This window comes from Streptomyces sp. NPDC026522, from assembly GCF_055567555.1.
This window is the reverse complement of record NZ_JBVHQF010000003.1, coordinates 123,647-141,701: the sequence shown is the minus strand read 5'-3', so window position 1 is coordinate 141,701 and position 18,055 is coordinate 123,647. Positions and strand designations below refer to the sequence as shown.

Annotated in this window: 15 protein-coding genes and 1 pseudogene; 13 read left to right on the top strand and 3 right to left on the bottom strand. The window is 72.4% G+C overall.

Going from position 1 to position 18,055, the window contains the following annotated elements:
• Nucleotides 1-206: 206 nt before the first annotated feature.
• Nucleotides 207-1,520 (top strand): polysaccharide deacetylase family protein, encoded by a 1,314-nt coding sequence (locus tag ACZ4M3_RS08985; RefSeq protein ID WP_467730950.1) that lies wholly within the window; start codon nt 207-209, stop codon nt 1,518-1,520.
• On the opposite strand, the gene ACZ4M3_RS08980 is transcribed toward ACZ4M3_RS08985, so the two are convergent.
• Nucleotides 1,474-2,508 (bottom strand): ATP-binding protein, encoded by a 1,035-nt coding sequence (locus ACZ4M3_RS08980; protein ID WP_467730949.1) that lies wholly within the window; start codon nt 2,506-2,508, stop codon nt 1,474-1,476. The genes ACZ4M3_RS08985 and ACZ4M3_RS08980 overlap by 47 nt on opposite strands.
• Before the next feature lie 109 nt (nt 2,509-2,617).
• Here ACZ4M3_RS08980 and ACZ4M3_RS08975 point away from each other — a divergent pair, with 109 nt between their 5' ends.
• Complete coding sequence (locus ACZ4M3_RS08975) at nt 2,618-3,478, top strand: Fic family protein (RefSeq protein WP_467730948.1); 861 nt, start codon at nt 2,618-2,620, stop codon at nt 3,476-3,478.
• Nucleotides 3,479-4,094: 616 nt separating this feature from the next.
• On the opposite strand, the gene ACZ4M3_RS08970 is transcribed toward ACZ4M3_RS08975, so the two are convergent.
• Nucleotides 4,095-4,958: an HAD family hydrolase gene (locus tag ACZ4M3_RS08970; RefSeq protein WP_467730947.1), complete on the bottom strand. Its 864-nt coding sequence runs from the start codon at nt 4,956-4,958 to the stop codon at nt 4,095-4,097.
• Nucleotides 4,959-5,463: 505 nt separating this feature from the next.
• Here ACZ4M3_RS08970 and ssd point away from each other — a divergent pair.
• The 7 genes and pseudogenes from ssd to ACZ4M3_RS08935 all read left to right on the top strand — a co-directional run.
• Nucleotides 5,464-6,696 (top strand): septum site-determining protein Ssd, encoded by a 1,233-nt coding sequence (ssd, locus tag ACZ4M3_RS08965; RefSeq protein ID WP_467730946.1) that lies wholly within the window; start codon nt 5,464-5,466, stop codon nt 6,694-6,696.
• Nucleotides 6,693-7,841 carry a TadA family conjugal transfer-associated ATPase gene (locus ACZ4M3_RS08960; RefSeq protein WP_467730945.1) on the top strand — a complete coding sequence of 383 codons (1,149 nt, stop codon included), beginning with the start codon at nt 6,693-6,695 and terminating at the stop codon, nt 7,839-7,841. Before ssd ends, ACZ4M3_RS08960 begins: the two co-directional genes overlap by 4 nt.
• Before the next feature lie 20 nt (nt 7,842-7,861).
• Entirely contained in the window at nt 7,862-8,731 is an 870-nt protein-coding gene (locus ACZ4M3_RS08955; RefSeq protein ID WP_467730944.1) for a type II secretion system F family protein, read from the top strand.
• On the top strand, nt 8,731-9,504 hold the full coding sequence (locus tag ACZ4M3_RS08950) for a type II secretion system F family protein (RefSeq protein WP_467730943.1): 774 nt from the start codon (nt 8,731-8,733) through the stop codon (nt 9,502-9,504). Before ACZ4M3_RS08955 ends, ACZ4M3_RS08950 begins: the two co-directional genes overlap by 1 nt.
• A 49-nt stretch (nt 9,505-9,553) precedes the next feature.
• Nucleotides 9,554-9,751 carry a DUF4244 domain-containing protein gene (locus ACZ4M3_RS08945; protein ID WP_467730942.1) on the top strand — a complete coding sequence of 66 codons (198 nt, stop codon included), beginning with the start codon at nt 9,554-9,556 and terminating at the stop codon, nt 9,749-9,751.
• Nucleotides 9,738-10,115 carry a TadE family type IV pilus minor pilin gene (locus ACZ4M3_RS08940; protein ID WP_467730941.1) on the top strand — a complete coding sequence of 126 codons (378 nt, stop codon included), beginning with the start codon at nt 9,738-9,740 and terminating at the stop codon, nt 10,113-10,115. The genes ACZ4M3_RS08945 and ACZ4M3_RS08940 overlap by 14 nt, the downstream gene beginning before the upstream one ends.
• Nucleotides 10,112-10,372 (top strand): annotated as a pseudogene (locus tag ACZ4M3_RS08935) (Rv3654c family TadE-like protein); the annotation flags it as partial. The gene ACZ4M3_RS08940 and the pseudogene ACZ4M3_RS08935, both read left to right, overlap by 4 nt.
• Before the next feature lie 360 nt (nt 10,373-10,732).
• Here the strand turns inward: ACZ4M3_RS08935 and ACZ4M3_RS08930 are convergent.
• Entirely contained in the window at nt 10,733-13,282 is a 2,550-nt protein-coding gene (locus ACZ4M3_RS08930) for a DEAD/DEAH box helicase (protein WP_467730940.1), read from the bottom strand.
• Between the two features lie 81 nt (nt 13,283-13,363).
• On the opposite strand from ACZ4M3_RS08930, the gene bldG reads away from it, so the two are divergent.
• The 4 genes from bldG (at nt 13,364) to ACZ4M3_RS08910 (ending at nt 17,990) form a co-directional block, all read left to right on the top strand.
• Entirely contained in the window at nt 13,364-13,705 is a 342-nt protein-coding gene (gene bldG, locus ACZ4M3_RS08925; RefSeq protein WP_008743037.1) for an anti-sigma factor antagonist BldG, read from the top strand.
• 156 nt (nt 13,706-13,861) lie between these two features.
• On the top strand, nt 13,862-14,302 hold the full coding sequence (locus tag ACZ4M3_RS08920; protein WP_467730939.1) for an ATP-binding protein: 441 nt from the start codon (nt 13,862-13,864) through the stop codon (nt 14,300-14,302).
• 475 nt (nt 14,303-14,777) lie between these two features.
• Nucleotides 14,778-17,183 carry a sodium-translocating pyrophosphatase gene (locus ACZ4M3_RS08915; protein ID WP_467730938.1) on the top strand — a complete coding sequence of 802 codons (2,406 nt, stop codon included), beginning with the start codon at nt 14,778-14,780 and terminating at the stop codon, nt 17,181-17,183.
• Between the two features lie 237 nt (nt 17,184-17,420).
• The gene (locus tag ACZ4M3_RS08910) at nt 17,421-17,990 is read left to right on the top strand and encodes a small secreted protein (RefSeq protein ID WP_467730937.1); all 570 of its coding nucleotides are present in this window, start codon (nt 17,421-17,423) and stop codon (nt 17,988-17,990) included.
• Nucleotides 17,991-18,055: the final 65 nt, after the last annotated feature.

Genomic DNA, 18,055 nt, shown 5'->3' with positions numbered 1-18,055 from the left:
ATGAAGCGGCGGGAGTCAATACTCGGTAAATGGATGGTAATGGAGAGTAAAGAGAGATGGGAGGGAATGGGGGCAAACGGGCTAGGAATTAACCCTCAAGAGTGATTAAGCATTTTGTCCGGCTTGTCACATCTTCTTCAAAGCAGACCGCGTGGGACGGTGCGCCCGGAAGTCCCACGAGGGAACTGCGAGGGAGAGGTGTGCGGATGATCGCCGCTACGAAGAAGATCGCCGGCGGCCTGGTCGCCACGGTCCTGGTACTGGGAGCCTCCGGGTGCGGAAGCTCGGAACCCGCCAAACCCCCTGCTCTCGGGGGCCCGAACGCCAAGAAGGGCCCCGGCGCCCCGGAGGCCGCCCCGGGCAGCGTCAACCGGCTCATCGGCGACGGCTCGACCTCGTACACCGGCCGCCAGCCGAACGTACAGCAGCCCGAGAAGCTGAAGCCCGGGGAAAAGCCCCCGCAGTTCGTCGTCTTCTCCTGGGACGGCGCGGGCGAGGACAGTCAGAAGCTCTTTTCCCACTTCCGCGAAGTAGGCAAGGAATACAACGCGCGGATGACGTACTTCCTCAGCGGGCTGTACATGCTGCCGGAGGAGAAGCGTTCCCTCTACAACGCCCCGCAGCACGGACCGGGCCGCTCCGACATCGGCTTCGGCGACCCGCAGGGCATCAAGGACACCGCCACCCAGGTCCGTGCGGCCTGGCTGGAGGGCAACGAGATCGGCACCCACTTCAACGGCCACTTCTGCGGACCCGACGGCGGCGTGGGCACCTGGTCCGTCGAGGAGTGGAAGAGCGAGATCAACCAGGCCAAGTCCTTCGTCAAGAACTGGAAGACCAACTCGCCCGCGCTCAAGGACATGGAGGCGCTCCCCTTCGACTACGACAAGGAGCTCATCGGCGCCCGCACCCCCTGCCTCGAAGGCCAGAAGAACTTCATGCTGGCGGCCAGGGACATGGGCTTCCGGTACGACTCCAGCGGTATCAGCAAGCAGATCTGGCCGAAGAAGAAGGACGGCCTCTGGGACATCCCGCTCCAGCTGGTGCCCATGCCGGGCCGCGCGTTCGAGACCCTGAGCATGGACTACAACTACATGGTCAACCAGTCCGGGACGACCACGCAGGGCGACCCGTCGCAGCACGCGTACTGGGGCGAGCAGATGCGCGACGGCCTGCAGAAGGCCTTCGACCGGGTCTACCAGGGCAACCGTGCGCCGCTCATCATCGGCAACCACTTCGAGTCCTGGAACGGCGGCACCTACATGAAGGCCGTCGAGGACTCCATCAAGTCGATGTGCACGCAGAAGGAGGTCCGCTGCGTGCCGTTCCGTGAACTGGCCGACTGGCTGGACGCCCAGGACCCCAAGGTCCTGGAGTGGATGCGCACGCTCGACGTGGGCGAGGCCCCCAAGGACGGCTGGGCGAAGCTCCTGACGGCGGGGCCGCCGGCCAAGCCGGCCGCCCCGGCCGAGGTCAAGCCGGCTGCGGAGCCGGCCGAGGCGGGTTCGGACGAGGGCTGACCAGCCCCTGCGATCCGGCGGGGCGCGCCTCGCCGAGGACGAAGCCGGGGTCGACCTGTTCCGCGAGGTCGGCCCCGGCCTTGGCGTTGCCCCAGCTCTCGGCGTTCTTCAAGTGGAAGTGGACCATCTGCCGGGTGTACCGGACCCAGTCGCGGTCGGCGTACGAGTCCTCGGCGGCGTTCTGGAGCGCCTGCAGCGCGAGCCGGTTGGTCGCCTCCAGCAGCTCGAACGCGGCCGGGCGGCCCTTCTCCAGCGACCGCACCCAGTCCGAGTGCCCGACCGTGACCAGCAGGTCCTCGCCCACCTCGTCCTGGAGGAACTCGATGTCCTCGGGGCCCTGCACCTTGTTGCCGATCACCTTGAGGGCGATCCCGTAGTCCCGGGCGTACTCCTTGTACTGGCGGTAGACGGAGACGCCCTTGCGGGTGGGCTCGGCCACCAGGAAGGTCATGTCGAAGCGGGTGAACATGCCCGAGGCGAAGGAGTCCGAGCCGGCGGTCATGTCGACGACGAGGTACTCGTCGGGGCCGTCCACCAGGTGGTTCAGGCACAGTTCGACCGCGCCGACCTTGGAGTGGTAGCAGGCCACGCCCAGATCGGCCTCGGTGAACGGCCCTGTGGCCATGAGCCGTACGGGTTCCCCGTCGAGCAGCACGGTGCGGGCGCACGCGGCGTACACCGGGTTGTCCTCGGTGATCCGCAGCAGCCGTGAGCCGGTGCCGGGCGGGGTCGTCTTGATCATGGTCTCGGCGGACGCGATGCGCGGGTTCGATCCGCGCAGATAGTCCTTGATCAACGGAAGGTGCGCACCCATGGCGGGAAGCGCCGCGGCTTCGTCCTCGCCGAGCCCGAGGGCGACGCCGAGGTGCTGGTTGATGTCGGCGTCCACCGCGACGACAGGGGCTTCATTGGCTGCGAGGTGGCGGATGAAGAGGGAGGACAGCGTCGTCTTTCCGCTGCCGCCCTTTCCCACGAAAGCGATCTTCATGTTCACGAAGGGTAGTCGATCGATCGCTGTCTGTGCTCTGAGTGAGTGAAGAAGACCACTCCAAGGAGGGGTCGGTGCTATGGGGCGGCAGTGCGTAGGCTCCTTACTTATGAGTAGCGCTGCTGACCCGCTGGCCCCACTGGCCGGGCTGCCGGGTGTCGCCGATTCCGTGGATTCCGTACGCAAGGCCGTGGACCGGGTCTACGGGCACCGGGTGATGCGCCGGCGCGGCGGCGAGATCACCTCGGAAGCCGCCCTGCGCGGGGCGCGGGCCAGCGCGGCGCTGTCCGGGGCCGACTGGGCCCTGGAGGAGGTGCGCCGCCGGACCGACTTCGGCGCGGAGGAGCAGGCGCGCACGGTGGGTGCGGCCCTGCGCCTGACGGCCGAGGCCGGGCAGCTGCTGAGCATCTGGCGCCAGTCGCCGTTGCGCGTCCTCGCGCGCCTGCACCTGGTCGCCTCGGGGTCCACGCTGCCGACGGGGGCTGGGGCAGGGGTCGGGGCCGGTGAGCGCGGCGGTGACACGGTGGGGCGGCCCCGGCTGGCGGGCGAGCCGGTGGACGAGCCGCTGATCGAGGCCCCGCTGCCGAGCGCCGATGAGGTCGCGGGCAGGCTGGACGGGCTGTCCCGGCTGGTCATCGCGGGCGGCTCGGCCCCGGCGCTGGTCACGGCGGCGGTGGTGCACGGCGAACTGCTGGCGCTGCGTCCGTTCGGCACGTACAACGGCCTGGTCGCGCGGGCGGCCGAGCGCATCGTGCTGATCAACAGCGGGCTCGACCCGAAGGCGATCTGCCCGGCGGAGGTCGGCCACGCGGAGCAGGGCCGACAGGCGTACGTGGCGGCCTTCGACGGCTACCTCTCCGGAACCGCGGAGGGGATGGCGGCCTGGATCGCGCACTGCGGGCGGGCGGTCGAACTGGGCGTGCGGGAGTCGACGGCGGTCTGCGAGGCGCTCCAGCGCGGCGCGGCCTGATCGTCCCGGCGGGCGCGTCCCCCGGGGGCTCCCCGCACAGGGTTGCGGCGACACCGTCTTGCTTTGGTGTCGCCGCTGGCATTCCCGCCGGGGTACCAAGCGTCCTCGATGTTGCCCATCAGGCCGGGAACTTTGCCCGTGCCTGGTGCGGCTGGCCCGTAATCGACGGGTCGACGTCGCGTGGGTGCTCGGCGTTCCTGCTCGGTCCGTGGGCCTTACTGCGTTTTAAAGATGATCCTCTCGGATGTTCTTTGGTCTCGCGGGCCGTTGATTCCTTTGTACTCCGCTTCCGAGAGGAGCGAAACCCCTGGGCCTCACTTCTTTACCTTTCTTCGCATTTACGGGTGATCCGGACATGTGATATCGGACGGAGTTGGCCATTGCGGAGCATTGCGGGGGGTTAAGAGGGGCGGTTGGGCAGGGAGGCTGGCGCGGGGCAGGGCATTCCGGCGCGCCGACCGGAGCGCCGGTCAGGGCGCGCGGGGGCCGAGCCGGCGCTGCTTGGGGCGCACGCCGGCTCGGGTGGTCGACCCGGTTGTCGCCCGCGGCCGTCGTCCGGGGTCGTCGGCCGGGGCCATCGGCCGGCGTGCCGGCCGGGTCGGAATCAGGCCGGCTTTCAGGCGGCCGCGGTGGCGGCCCGGCGGCGGCTGGCGTACCAGACGAGCCCGGCGGTGACCGCCGCCGCTCCGACGGCCGCCGCGGCCACCCACGCCGGTCGGGCGGTCATCGACAGCCCGGGCACCCGCTGCTTCAGCCGTACGGGCCGGTTGAAGACCAGCACCGGCCACTCCCGGGCCACCGCCTCGCGGCGCAGGGCCCGGTCGGGGTTCACCGCGTGCGGGTGTCCGACCGCCTCCAGCATCGGCACGTCGGTGATCGAGTCGCTGTAGGCGTAGCACCGCGCGAGGTCGTACCCCTCGGACTCCGCGAGTTCGCGCACGGCTTCGGCCTTCGTCGGTCCGTAGGCGTAGTAGGCGATCTCTCCGGTGAAGCACCCGTCCTCGCCGACGACCATGCGGGTGGCCACGACGCGGTCCGCGCCGAGCATCTCCCCGATGGGCTCGACCACTTCGGCGCCGGAGGTGGAGACGATCACTACGTCACGCCCGGCGGTGTGGTGGGCCTCGATCAGCGACGCGGCTTCGTCGTAGATGATCGGGTCGATGAGGTCGTGCAGGGCTTCGGCGACGATCTCGCGCACCTGCTGGACGTTCCACCCCTTGCAGAGGGCGGACAGGTACTCGCGCATCCGTTCCATCTGGTCGTGGTCGGCGCCGCCGGCCAGGAAGATGAACTGGGTGTACGCGGTGCGCAGGACGGCCCGCCGGTTGATCAGGCCGCCCCGGTAGAACGACTTGCTGAAGGTCAGGGTGCTTGACTTCGCAATGACGGTCTTGTCCAGGTCGAAGAAGGCAGCGGTCCGAGGCGAGGAGTGCGGCAAGGGCTGATTTTCCACGCCCCGAGCATATGCGCCCACCATTCGGCGTAAGGTGTGGCGCGTGGGTTTGCCTGAGAAGGCTCTCGGGTACACCATGGAAGTCACGGATCGTTCGCGACCGTGCTAACCCGGTCTGGCTCCTCCCCCCCCGAGTCGGACCGTGGGGACGACCCCCGCTCTCCCCCCCGGCGGGGGTCGTCGCATGTCCGGGCGCGGTTCGCGCCCCTTGCCTTCGGCTCTTGATGAACATCTTTCCAGCCCCTCCTGTTCGGTGGGCCCGCCTGCGAAGGCCCTCACCCCTCAGAACTCGTGACTCTGTGTAGTTGTTCCGGCGCGCTCTGAACTCACCCGATGGGGTGGTGGAGATATCCACAACCGCGTTCTTGTCCACAGATATCGAGCAAGATCCACTTCTTTTTCCTGATCGCTGCACCGTGATTCCAGCCGCGAAGTCCGCGGTTCATGGATTTGCAGAGAGAAGGGGGCGGAGATCGTGGCTGGATCGAAGTCGTGTGAAGTTCCGGAGTTCGGAGTGTCGGGTGGGGCCGTGGCGCCGAACCGGACGGGCGGGCCCGTGCCCGGTGGCGGACGGCCGTTGATCATCACCGAGGATCCCCTGCTGCTCGACGATCTGCTGCGGCTGTGCGCCGCTGCGGGCGCCGAACCGCATGTGCACCACGCGGTGCCCGAGCAAAGCGGAACGCTCGGTGCGGCAGGCGTCCGCCGGGCCGGGTGGGCCGCGAGTGAGATGACGGGCGCGGACGGGGAGGCGCCAAGCGGCGTCAACGGCGCCGACGACCGAGACGAGGAGGCGGGCCGGCCGCGCGGTGGCACCGACTGGGAGTCCGCCCCTCTCGTCCTCGTCGGGGACGACGCCGCGCGGCGGGTGCGCGGAGCGCCGCGGCGGGACGGGGTGTTCCTCGTGGGCCGGGACCTGGACGACCCGGGGGTGTGGCAGCGGGCGGTGGAGATCGGGGCTGAGGAGGTGCTGCGGCTGCCCGACGCCGAGAGCAGGCTGGTCGACCGCATCGCCGATGTGGTGGAAGGGGCAGGCCGGCCCGCCCTCGCCGTTGGGGTGATCGGCGGCAGTGGCGGAGCCGGGGCTTCTACCCTGGCCTGCGCCCTCGCCGTGCGGGCCGCCCGGGCCGGGGAGCGGACCATCCTCATCGACGGGGACCCGCTCGGCGGGGGAATGGATGTGCTGCTCGGCGGCGAGGCCGCCGAAGGGCTGCGCTGGCCGGACTTCGCCGGGTCGCGGGGCCGGGTGGGTGCCGGTGCGCTGGAGGAATCACTGCCCGAGCTGCACGCCCTGAGGGTGCTGAGCTGGGACCGCGGGGACCGGGTCGTGGTGCCGCCCGCCGCGATGCGGTCGGTGGTGGCCGCTGCCCGGCGCCGGGGCGGGGTGGTGGTGGTCGACCTGCCCCGGCGGGTGGACGAAGCCGTCGCCGAGGTACTGGCCCAGCTGGATCTGGTGCTGATGGTGGTGCCGGGCGAGCTGCGGGCCGTTGCCGCCGCGGGGCGGGTGGCCGCTGGGGTGCGGATGGTGGCCCGGGACGTCCGCGTCGTCGTACGGGGCCGCTGTCCTGACGGGCTCGACGCCGAAGCCGTGGCGGACCTGCTGGGGGCGCCGCTGGCCGGGGTGGTGCCGGTCGAGGTGGGGCTTCCGGGGCGGGTGGCCGAGGGGGAACCGCCGGGGGCGCGGGGGCGTGGCGCGCTCGCCCGGTTCTGTGACGGCTTCTGGCAGCGGGCGCTCGGCTCCGCCCAGGGGGTGCCGGCATGAGCGCGGTGCTGCTGGACGCGGTGCGGCAGCGGCTCGCCGAGAGCGGGGCGGAGCCGACGCCGGCCAGGGTCGCGGCGGCTCTGCGGGCACAGGGCCGGCTGCTCGGGGACGCGGAAGTGCTGGGCGTGGCCGCCGAGTTACGGTCGGAGCTGGTCGGCGCCGGCCCGCTGGAGGCGCTGCTCGCGGATCCGGAGGTCACCGATGTGCTGGTGGCGGCCCCGGACCGGGTGTGGGTGGACCGGGGCGGCGGGCTGGAGCTGACCGGGGTGACCTTCGCCGACGCCGAGGCGGTGCGCCGCCTCGCCCAGCGGCTGGCGGCCGTCGCGGGACGGCGGCTGGACGACGCCCGGCCCTGGGCCGACGCCCGGCTGCCGGACGGCACCCGGTTGCATGCCGTACTGCCACCCGTGGCGGTCGGGTCGGCGTGCCTTTCGCTGCGGGTGGTGCGGCCCAGGGCCTTCACGCTGGACGAGCTGGTGGCCGCGGGCACGCTGCCGCCCGGCGGGCAAACGCTGCTGGCGGCGATGGTCGAGGCCCGGTTGTCGTTCCTCGTCTCCGGTGGGACCGGCACGGGCAAGACCACCTTGCTCAGTGCCTTGCTGGGGCTGGTCGGCCCGGGCGAGCGGATCGTACTCGCCGAGGACTCGGCCGAGCTGCGCCCCGACCATCCGCATGTGGTGCGGCTGGAGACCCGGCCCGCCAACCAGGAGGGGGCGGGGCTGGTCACCCTGGCGGACCTGGTCCGGCAGGCGCTGCGGATGCGGCCCGACCGGTTGGTGGTGGGCGAGGTCCGGGGCGCGGAGGTGGCCGACCTGCTGGCGGCGCTGAACACCGGGCACGAAGGCGGGTGCGGCACGGTACACGCCAATGCCGCGGCGCACGTACCGGCTCGGCTGGAGGCCCTCGGGACGGCGGCCGGGCTCGACCGGGCCGCCTTGCACAGCCAGTTGGCGGCCGCGCTGGCCCTCGTGGTGCACCTGGTACGGGACCGCTCCGGCCGCCGTCGGGTCGCCGAGGTGCACGTCCTGGAGCGGGATCCGGCCGGCCTGGTGGTCACGGTGCCGGCGCTGCGGTGGGGTGCGCGGGGCTTCGTACGGGAGCACGGCTGGGCCAGACTCGGCCCGTTGCTGGGCGGTGCCCGGTGAGCGCCGGGGCGGTGGGGGCCGTGGGCTCGGTGCCCGTGTTCGCCGGGCTGTTGTGTGCCGGAACCGCGGCGTGGCTGCTGGCTGGGGGCGACCAGGTGTCGCGGCGGGCCCGGTTGGTGCTGGGCGGGGGCGGGCCGGTGCTGCCGGGTGGTCCCGTCCGCTGGGAGCGGCTGGTGATCGCGGTGCGGGTGCGGGCCGCGCGGTGGCGGGAGTGGACCGGCCTGGGTGTGGGCCTGCTGGTGGCGCTGCTCGGCGGGTCGGTGATCCCCGTGCTGCTGGGGGCGGCCTCGGTGCCGCTGGTGCGGCGGTGGCTGCGGATCCGGGAGCGGGAACGGGACCGGGCCGGACGGGCAGCCGAGGTGGTGGCGCTGTGCGCGGCTGCCGTGGGGGAACTGCGGGCGGGTGCGCAGCCCGGGCAGGCCTTGACCGCCGCGATCCGGCGGGCAGCCGCCGGGGAGGGCCGGGCCGGCGCGGCGGAACCCGGGGTGCTGGCCGCCGCGGCGTTCGGCGGGGACGTGGCGGCGGCGCTGCGCGAGGCGGCGTGGGAGCCGGGTTCGGAAGGGCTGGCCGGGATGGCGGCCTGCTGGCGGGTCTCCGTGGACGGCGGCGCGGGGCTGGCCGCCGGACTGGAGCGGCTGGAGGGGGCGTTGCGGGCCGAGCGGGACCGGCAGGAGTCGCTGCGGGCCCAGTTGGCGGGGGCCAGATCGACCGCGGTGGTGCTCGCGCTGCTGCCGCTGGTGGGGCTGTTGATGGGGACGGCGCTCGGCGCGGATCCGCTGCGGGTGCTGCTGCACACCCCGATGGGATGGGGCTGCCTGTTGGCGGGCGGGGTGCTGGAGGTGCTGGGACTGCTGTGGTGCCGGCGGATCGTACGGATGGGGGAGCGGTGATGGGCGGACCGGTGGCTCACCGGCTGGAGATGGCGGCTTGCCTCGCGGTGGCCGTGCTGTGTCTGGGGTCGGTGGTGGCGGCGCGGATACGGGAGCGGGCGGCCCGCCGCCGGTTCTCGGCGCTGCTGGCGGTGCAGGCGGCCCGGCCCGGGCCGGCTTGGGGCGGGCGGATACGTGGCCTGGCGGCGGCGTGGGCCGGGCCGGCCGGAGCGCTGGTGGCGTGCTGGGTGCTGGTCGGCGGGGTGCTGGGGGCACTGCTCGGTTGCGGGGCGGCGTTCGGTGTGCGGCGGGTGCTCCGGCACCGCCCGGCGGCCGGGGTGGATCCGGCAGAAGCGGAGCGGCAGTTGCCGTTCGCGGCCGACCTGCTGGCGGCGTGTCTGGCGGCCGGGGCCGGTCCGGTGGAAGCGGCCGAGGTGGTGGGGGAATCGCTGGGCGGTCCGGTCGGTGAGCGGCTTGCGCTGGCCGGCGCGGAGCTTCGGCTCGGCGGCGAACCTGGGTCGGCGTGGGGGAGGTTGGCCGAGATACCGGGTGCCCGTCCGCTGGCGGAGTGCCTGGAGCGGGCGGCCCGTACGGGGGCGCCCGCCGCGGAGCCGGTCTCCCGCCTGGCGGCGGCCGTGAGGGCCGACCGGGTCCGGCAGGCCGGTGCCAGGGCACAGCGGGCGGCGGTGCTCATCACCGCACCGGTGGGGCTGTGTTTCCTCCCCGCGTTCCTCGCGCTGGGAGTGGCGCCCGTGGTGATCGGTATGGCTTCCGGTCTCTTTTCGGGCAGTTGAGATCACCAGCTGAAAACAGATCAAGAACGTAATCCAACAGGAGGCTCTCATGAAGATCATCTGGATTCGGGTTCGGGCGGCACTGACCGGTCGTCACCGCGACGCGGGGATGTCGACTTCGGAATACGCCATGGGCACGATCGCGGCCTGTGCGTTCGCCGCGGTTCTGTACAAGGTGGTGACGAGTGAAGTGGTTTCGACGGCGCTTCAATCGACCATCGGGAAGGCCCTCGATGTGCCGTTCTGAGAAAGCTCCGGGGGGAATCGGAGACCGCGGATATGTGACGGCGGAGGCGGCCCTGGTGATCCCGGCGCTGGTGCTGTTCGCGGCGCTGCTGGTGTGGGCGCTGATGGCGGCGGCCGCGCAGATCCGGTGCGTGGACGCGGCGCGGGCCGGGGCCAGGGCCGCGGCCCGGTCGGAGCCGGCGGACGTGGCGGTGGCGGCGGCCAAGGCGGCCGCCCCGCCGGGGGCGGAGGTGGGGCTGGAGCGGGCGGGCGACCTCTGGCGGGTCCGGGTGTCCGCGCCCGCGCCCGGGCCGGGCGGGCTACCGGTCCGGCTGGGTGCGCAGGCGGTGGCCCTGGCGGAGGACAGCGTGGGGCCGCCGCCGTGAGCCGGGACCGGGGTTCCGCCACGGTGTGGGCCGCGCTGGTGACGACGGTGCTGGGGGCGGTGTTCGGGGGTGTGCTGCTGCTGGGGCAGGCGGTCGTGGCACGCCACCGGGCGGCGGCCGCGGCGGACCTGGCGTCCCTCGCGGCGGCGGCCGCCTGGGCGCACGGCCCCGAGGTCGCGTGCGGGACGGCGGCCCGGGTGGCCCGGGCCCAGGGGGCGGCCCTGACGGAGTGCCGCCTGCGGGGGGAGGTAGCGGACGTCACGGCCCGCGCCCCGATGGGCCCCTTCACCCCCTCCTCCACCGCCCGCGCGGGCCCACCCCTACCGGTCGCCGCCCGGAGGGAGCCGCCAGAGCCCGTCGGCGTCCGGAGGGAGCCGCCAGAGCCCGTCGGCGTCCGTGCGGGGCCGCCCGGGCCCGTCCCGGCCCGTGCGGGGCCGGGCCCCCTCGGCGGCGTTCGTAAAGACCGACCCCGGCTCGTGGGCGCCTGCGCGGGGCCGCCTCTGGGCCTGCCGACCCCAGCGGGTCGGCCGGGCGGGGCGGGGGCCCGGCTCGGGGTGATTACGCCGATGCCCCGGGGAGGTGGGGCTGCCCGGGCGGGTTCCGGTGGCCGCGCCTCCTCAAGGTCCCGGCTCCCGCGGCTCCCGCGGCTCCCGCGGCTCCCGCGGCTCCCGCGGCTCCCGCGGCTCCCGCGGGGCGTCGGGCCCGAGCGGGTCGGCCGGTTGGGGGGCTTCCGCCAGGAGGCGGGTGAGGAGGCGGATCGCGCCGCGCTTGTGGAGCGGGTCGTTGCCGTTGCCGCACTTGGGGGACTGGATGCACGACGGGCAGCCGGCCGCGCATTCGCAGGCGGCGATGGCGTCGCGGGTCGCCGTCAGCCAGGCGCGTGCCGTGTGGAAGGCCCGTTCCGCGAAGCCGGCTCCGCCGGGGTGGCCGTCGTAGACGAACACCGTCGGCAGCAGGGTGTCCGGGTGCAGCGGGACGGAGACGCCGCCGATGTCCCAGCGGTCGCACGTGGCGAACAGGGGAAGCAGCCCGATGGAGGCGTGCTCGGCGGCGTGCAGGGCGCCGCCGAGTATCTCCGGGCTGATCCGGGCCTCGTCCAGTTGGTCCTCGGTGACCGTCCACCACACGGCGCGGGTACGCAGGGTGCGCGGCGGCAGGTCCAGCTTGGCCTCCCCGAGCACCTCACCGGACAGCAGCCTGCGCCGCAGGTAGGAGACGACCTGGTTGGTGACTTCGACGGAGCCGAAGCAGAGCCGTCCCCGCCCCCACGGGATCTCGTGCTCGGTCTCCAGCACCGAGATGGAGGTCGTGTCCCGGGCGGTCGTCGAGAACGGCGGGCTGGCCTCCTCCACCAGGGCCACCGAATCCTCCAGGTCCAGGTGCTTCACCAGATAGGTGCGCCCCTGGTGGAGGTGGACGGCCCCGTCGTGGACGGCGGTGTGGGCGGCCGACTCGTCGACCGTGCCGAGCAGCCGGCCCGTGGCGGCCTCCACGATCTGCACCGGGCGCCCGCCGCCGCCCCTGATGTCCGTCAGGTCCGAGGCGCGCTCCCGCCGGGTCCAGTGCCAGGCCGTCGCCCGGCGCCGGAGCAGTCTCGCCGCCTCCAGCTGGGGGAGCAGTTCCGCGGCCGCCGGGCCGAACAGGATCAGGTCCGGCTCCGTCAGCGGAAGCTCCGCCGCGGCCGCGCACAGGTGCGGGGCCAGCACGTACGGGTTGTCGGGGTCCAGGACGGTGGCCTCCACCGGTCGGCGGAACAGTGCCTCGGGGTGGTGCACCAGGTAGGTGTCCAGCGGGTCGTCCCGGGCGATCAGGACGGCCAGCGCCCCCTGCCCCGAGCGGCCGGCCCGCCCCGCCTGCTGCCACAGGGAGGCCCGGGTGCCCGGGTACCCGGTGATCAGGACGGCGTCGAGGCCCGACACGTCCACGCCCAGCTCCAGGGCGGTGGTCGCGGCCAGCCCCAGCAGCTCCCCGGAGTGCAGGGCCCGCTCCAGGGCGCGCCGCTCCTCCGGCAGATAGCCGCCGCGGTACGCGGCGACCCGCCCGGGCAGCGAGCGGTCCACCGCCGCCAGCCGTTCCTGGGCGATCACCGAGATCAGCTCGGCGCCGCGCCGGGAGCGCACGAAGGCGACCGTGCGTACCCCCTGGACCACCAGATCGGTCAGCAGGTCGGCGGTCTCGGCGGTGGCGGTGCGGCGCACGGGGGCGCCCCTTTCGCCCTTGAGGTCGGTCAGCGGCGGCTCCCACAGGGCGAAGACCACCTCGCCGCGCGGCGAGGCGTCGTCCGCGACCTCGGTGACCGCCACCCCGGTCAGCCTGGACGCCGCGGCCGCCGGGTCGCTCGCGGTGGCGGACGCCAGCAGGAAGACCGGCTCGGAGCCGTAGCGCGCGCACAGCCGCCGCAGCCGCCGCAGCACCTGCGCCACGTGCGATCCGAAAACGCCCCGGTAGGTGTGGCACTCGTCGATCACGACGTAGCGCAGCGCCTTGAGGAACGAGGACCAGCGCGGGTGGCCGGGAAGGATCCCCCGGTGCAGCATGTCGGGGTTGGTGAGGACGTAGTTCGCGTACTGGCGGACCCATTCGCGTTCCTCCACCGGCGTGTCCCCGTCGTACACGGCGGGGCGGATCGCGTTGCCCAGCGGCGCGGCCAGCGCCCGGACGGCCCGCCGCTGGTCGGCTGCCAGGGCCTTGGTCGGGGCCAGGTAGAGGGCGGTCGCTCCCCGCCCGTTGGGCGCCTGCGCGCCGTCCGCGAGGGCGGACAGGACGGGCGCCAGGTACGCCAGCGACTTGCCGGAGGCGGTACCGGTGGCGACGACCACGGAGGTGCCGTCCAGGCCGTGCTCGGCGACTTCGGCCTGGTGGGCCCACGGATGTTCGATCCCGGCGGCGGCGATGGCCGCTACGACATCTGATCGAATACGGTCCGGCCAGACCGCATGACGACCCGCCCGAGGGGGCAAGTGCTCCGTATGGGTGATGCGCGCAGCCCGGGAAGGCCCCGCTGCCAGCCGGTCCAGGACCGTGCCGGGGGTGGGTCGTGCGTCCGCGTGAGCCGTGGGCCGACCGGGATCGTGAGTATTGGCCATTGGAACCGAGTGTGTCACTGGCGTGCGGGACAATGGTCCCAAGGCGTCGTGCGCGCCTGCCGGTAAGTGATTGAATGCCATTGCGGCAGCCAATCCCTCCTCTACCTTCGGGTAGGGAGGCCCCTGGGGGGCGCCGCTCGATAGCAAGGTGCTGGAGGATCCGTGGACCTGTCCCTGTCGACTCGCACTGTCGGCGACCGCACGGTCGTAGAGGTCGGTGGCGAGATTGATGTGTATACCGCGCCCAAGCTGCGCGAGCAGTTGGTGGAGTTGGTGAACGACGGCAGCTACCACTTGGTTGTCGACATGGAGCGAGTGGACTTCCTCGACTCCACCGGCCTCGGTGTGCTCGTGGGAGGCCTCAAGCGCGTTCGCGCCCACGAGGGCTCGCTGCGTCTGGTCTGCAACCAGGAGCGCATCCTCAAGATCTTCCGTATTACCGGTCTGACGAAGGTGTTCCCGATCCACACCACGGTGGAGGACGCCGTCAACGCCACCGACTGACGCTCCCGGGCGGCGACCAGCCGTCAGGGAGCCGACGACGGGCGGGGGTACCGGGCCATGGGCGGTCCGGGCCCCTGTAAGGCACGCCCGAGCGCCCGCTTGGCGCCATAGCCCGCGCCCGAAGTCCGAGGCGCCCGTAGTCCGAGGGGGACGCGCATGGCCACCGTTGAACTCCGCTTCAGCGCCCAGCCCGAACACGTCCGGACGGCGCGCCTGGTCGCCGCCGCCGTGGCGCGCCGGGCCGGTGTGGAGGAAGCAGTCCTCGACGAGGTCCGCCTCGCCGTGGGCGAGGCCTGCTCGCGTGCCGTCGGGCTGCACCGCAGCAACGGACTCACCGCGCCCGTCCGGGTGGTGCTGACCGAGGAGGAGAAGTCGTTCTCCATCGAGGTCGGCGACGAGGTTCCCGGCCCGGCCGGCGGCCCGGCGGATGCCGTGCCGGGGATCGAAGCCGTCCTGGACCCCGACATCGAGGGCGAGGACGAGATGGGCCTGGCCGTCATCAGCGGGCTCGTCGACGACGTCGAGGTGACCAGCGGCGAAGCGGGCGGAACCATCCGGATGACCTGGCCCGTCGCGCGGGATTCGGTCCTGTCGTAGCCGGGCCCGCCTCTGCGCGCCCCCGGTCCGCCGCGCCCGTGGGCTCCGCCGGGCTGCCGTACCGCCCGCGCCGGGGCCCGTTCCGCCGCGTCCTCCGCCCGTTCGTGGTGCGGGTCTCGGCCGCGCCGTGGGGTGGGGTGCCTGGTGGTGCCGTCGGAGGGTTGGGCTCCGGGTGGCGGGGTGCCGGTCCGCCGGGGTGGCGCCGGGTGCGCGTGCCATCGTATCTTCTGATCTTTATCAAGGCCCTGCTGAGCAGGGCCTTTTCCGTTTTCGTGGGCGCGCCGTCATGAATATCCGGCTCAATGATCAATCGTCAATGCCTTTGCCCCATTACTACTTTCGAGGGTAATGGAGTGACGCGATCTATTGCTGAGGAGCAAGAGCAGGCCAATTCCGTTTCCCGCCCACTGTTTTGATCAGGTCGCGCTCCCTACAATCCGTCCACATCTTGAGCTCATCACGTCAAGGAGGACGAATGACGGGGCTCTTCACCCCCAACGCGCCGATCGGCAACTCCGATCTGGCAGCCGCAGTGCTCACCGATGACAATCGCCTCATCGTCATCGTGATCGCCGCGGTCGCACTTGCCGCCCTCGTCGTCGCGCAGATCCTGGTGCGCCAGGTGCTCGCCGCCGACGAGGGCACCGACAGCATGAAGAAGATCGCCGCCGCCGTTCAGGAAGGCGCCAACGCCTACCTCGGCCGACAGCTGCGCACGCTCGGCGTCTTCGCCGTCGTCGTCTTCTTCCTGCTCTTCCTGCTCCCCGCCGACGAATGGTCCCAGCGGGCCGGCCGCTCCGCCTTCTTCCTCGTCGGCGCCCTCTTCTCGGCCGCCACCGGCTACATCGGCATGCGCCTGGCCGTTCGGGCGAACGTCCGCGTCGCCGCCGCGGCCCGCGAGGCCACCCCCGTCGAGGGAGGGCCCGCCAAGGACCTGACCGAGGTGTCCCACAAGGCGATGAAGATCGCCTTCCGCACGGGCGGCGTGGTCGGCATGTTCACCGTCGGCCTCGGCCTGCTCGGCGCCTCGTGCGTCGTGCTCGTCTACGCCGCCGACGCCCCCAAGGTCCTGGAGGGCTTCGGCCTCGGTGCGGCCCTCATCGCGATGTTCATGCGCGTGGGCGGCGGCATCTTCACCAAGGCCGCCGACGTGGGCGCCGACCTGGTCGGCAAGGTCGAGCAGGGCATTCCGGAGGACGACCCGCGTAATGCCGCGACCATCGCCGACAATGTGGGCGACAACGTCGGCGACTGCGCCGGTATGGCGGCCGACCTCTTCGAGTCGTACGCCGTCACCCTCGTGGCCGCGCTCATCCTCGGCAAGGCCGCCTTCGGCGACCTGGGCCTGGCCTTCCCGCTGATCGTCCCCGCCATCGGCGTGGTCACCGCCATGATCGGCATCTTCGCGGTCTCCCCGCGCCGCTCCGACCGCAGCGGAATGACCGCGATCAACCGCGGGTTCTTCATCTCCGCGGTGATCTCCCTGGTGCTGGTCACGATCGCCGTCTACGTGTACCTGCCGGCCACCTACAAGGAGCTCATCGGCGTCGAGAACGCCGCGATCACCAACCACAGCGGTGACCCGCGGATCCTGGCCGTCGTCGCCGTCGCCATCGGCATCGTGCTCGCGGCCCTGATCCAGCAGCTGACCGGCTACTTCACCGAGACCACCCGCCGTCCCGTCCGGGACATCGGCAAGTCTGCGCTGACCGGCGCGGCCACCGTCGTCCTCGCCGGCATCTCGGTCGGCCTGGAGTCCGCCGTCTACACCGCGCTGCTCATCGGCCTCGGCGTGTACGGGGCGTTCCTGCTCGGCGGCGCGTCGATCACGCTGGCGCTCTTCGCGGTGGCCCTGGCCGGCACCGGCCTGCTGACCACGGTCGGCGTCATCGTCGCCATGGACACCTTCGGGCCGGTCTCCGACAACGCCCAGGGCATCGCCGAGATGTCGGGCGACGTGCAGGGTGCGGGCGCGCAGGTGCTCACCGACCTGGACGCCGTCGGCAACACCACCAAGGCCATCACCAAGGGCATCGCCATCGCCACCGCGGTCCTCGCGGCGGCCGCGCTGTTCGGCTCGTACAACGACGCCATCGCGACCGCCGTGAAGGAGGTCGGGGCCAAGGCCGGGGAGATGAACCTCAGCCTGGACATCGCCCAGCCCAACAACCTGGTCGGCCTGATCCTCGGTGCGGCCGTCGTGTTCCTGTTCTCGGGCCTGGCCATCAACGCCGTCTCCCGCTCCGCGGGCGCCGTCGTCTACGAGGTGCGCCGGCAGTTCCGCGAGCACCCCGGGATCATGGACTACTCGGAGAAGCCCGAGTACGGCCGCGTCGTCGACATCTGCACCAAGGACGCGCTGCGCGAGCTCGCCACGCCCGGGCTGCTCGCGGTCCTCACCCCGATCGCCGTCGGGTTCTCGCTGGGCGTCGGCGCGCTCGGCTCGTTCCTCGCGGGCGCCATCGGCACGGGCACGCTGATGGCCGTCTTCCTCGCCAACTCGGGCGGGGCGTGGGACAACGCGAAGAAGCTGGTCGAGGACGGTCACCACGGCGGCAAGGGCAGTGAGGCCCACGCCGCGACCGTGATCGGCGACACCGTGGGCGACCCGTTCAAGGACACCGCCGGTCCGGCCATCAACCCGCTGCTCAAGGTCATGAACCTGGTGGCCCTGCTGATCGCCCCCGCGGTCGTGCAGTTCAGCTACGGCGCGGACACCAGCGCCACGGTGCGGGCGATCGTCGCGGCCCTGGCCATCGCCGTCATCATCGCCGCGGTGTACATCTCCAAGCGGCGCGGCATCGCGGTCGGCGACGACACCGAGAGCGGCGCGGCGGAGCGGGTGGCCACGCCGGCGCCCGACACGGCGACGGTCTCCTGACGGGGGCTGACGGGCCCGGCCGAAATGGACAGCTCCTGACCGGTCCTGAACGGGCCTCCAGGGAGGCCTGAGCGGCCCCCTCGGTGGCTTTGCGGGCATCGGGCCTGACCGGGCTCGAAGGTACGCCCGAACGGCGGACGGGCGGCGCGGACTCACGCGCCGTCCGTCCGCCTTTGCATGTCACCCGATGGCTGGCGTGTATCTTCCGGGCCGAGAGCCTTCGAAGGGACCAATCCGGTGAACAAGAAGTTTGCGACCGCGGTGTCCGGCGGTGCGGTACTGATGCTCGTGCTGTCCGGGTGCGGCGGGGACGACGGCGACAAGAAGGCCGACGCATGGGCCAAGAAGGTCTGTGACGCCTGGCAGCCCGAGCTCACGAAGATCGAGGCCGCCAATGTCGACATCAAGCGCGTGGCCACGGAGAGCAGCAAGCCGGAGGAGGTCCAGAAGACCGACTCTGCGGCGTTCCTGGTCATGTCGGACTCGTACAAGTCGATGGGGACCGCCCTGGCGGCCGCTGGGGTTCCGCCCGTCAAGAACGGCGCGGAGACCCAGAGCACGGCGGTGAAGGGCTTCGAGTCGACGTCGAAGGGCTACGCCGACTTGAAGACCAAGATGGACGCCCTCGACGTCAAGGACCAGACGAAGTTCGCCGAGGGCCTCAAGGACGTCGCCGGCGGCCTGCAGACCGCCACCCAGGGCGGCAAGGAGGCCCTGGACCGGCTCAAGTCGGGCGGCCTGGACAAGGCGATGAACGGCCAGAAGGGCTGCCAGGTCCAGACGTCGGCGAGCGCCTCGGCGAAGTAGCGCCCGCGGGGCGGGGCGGGGCCGGCGCGGTGCCGGCCGGTCCCGGGTCCTCCGTCGTACGTCGA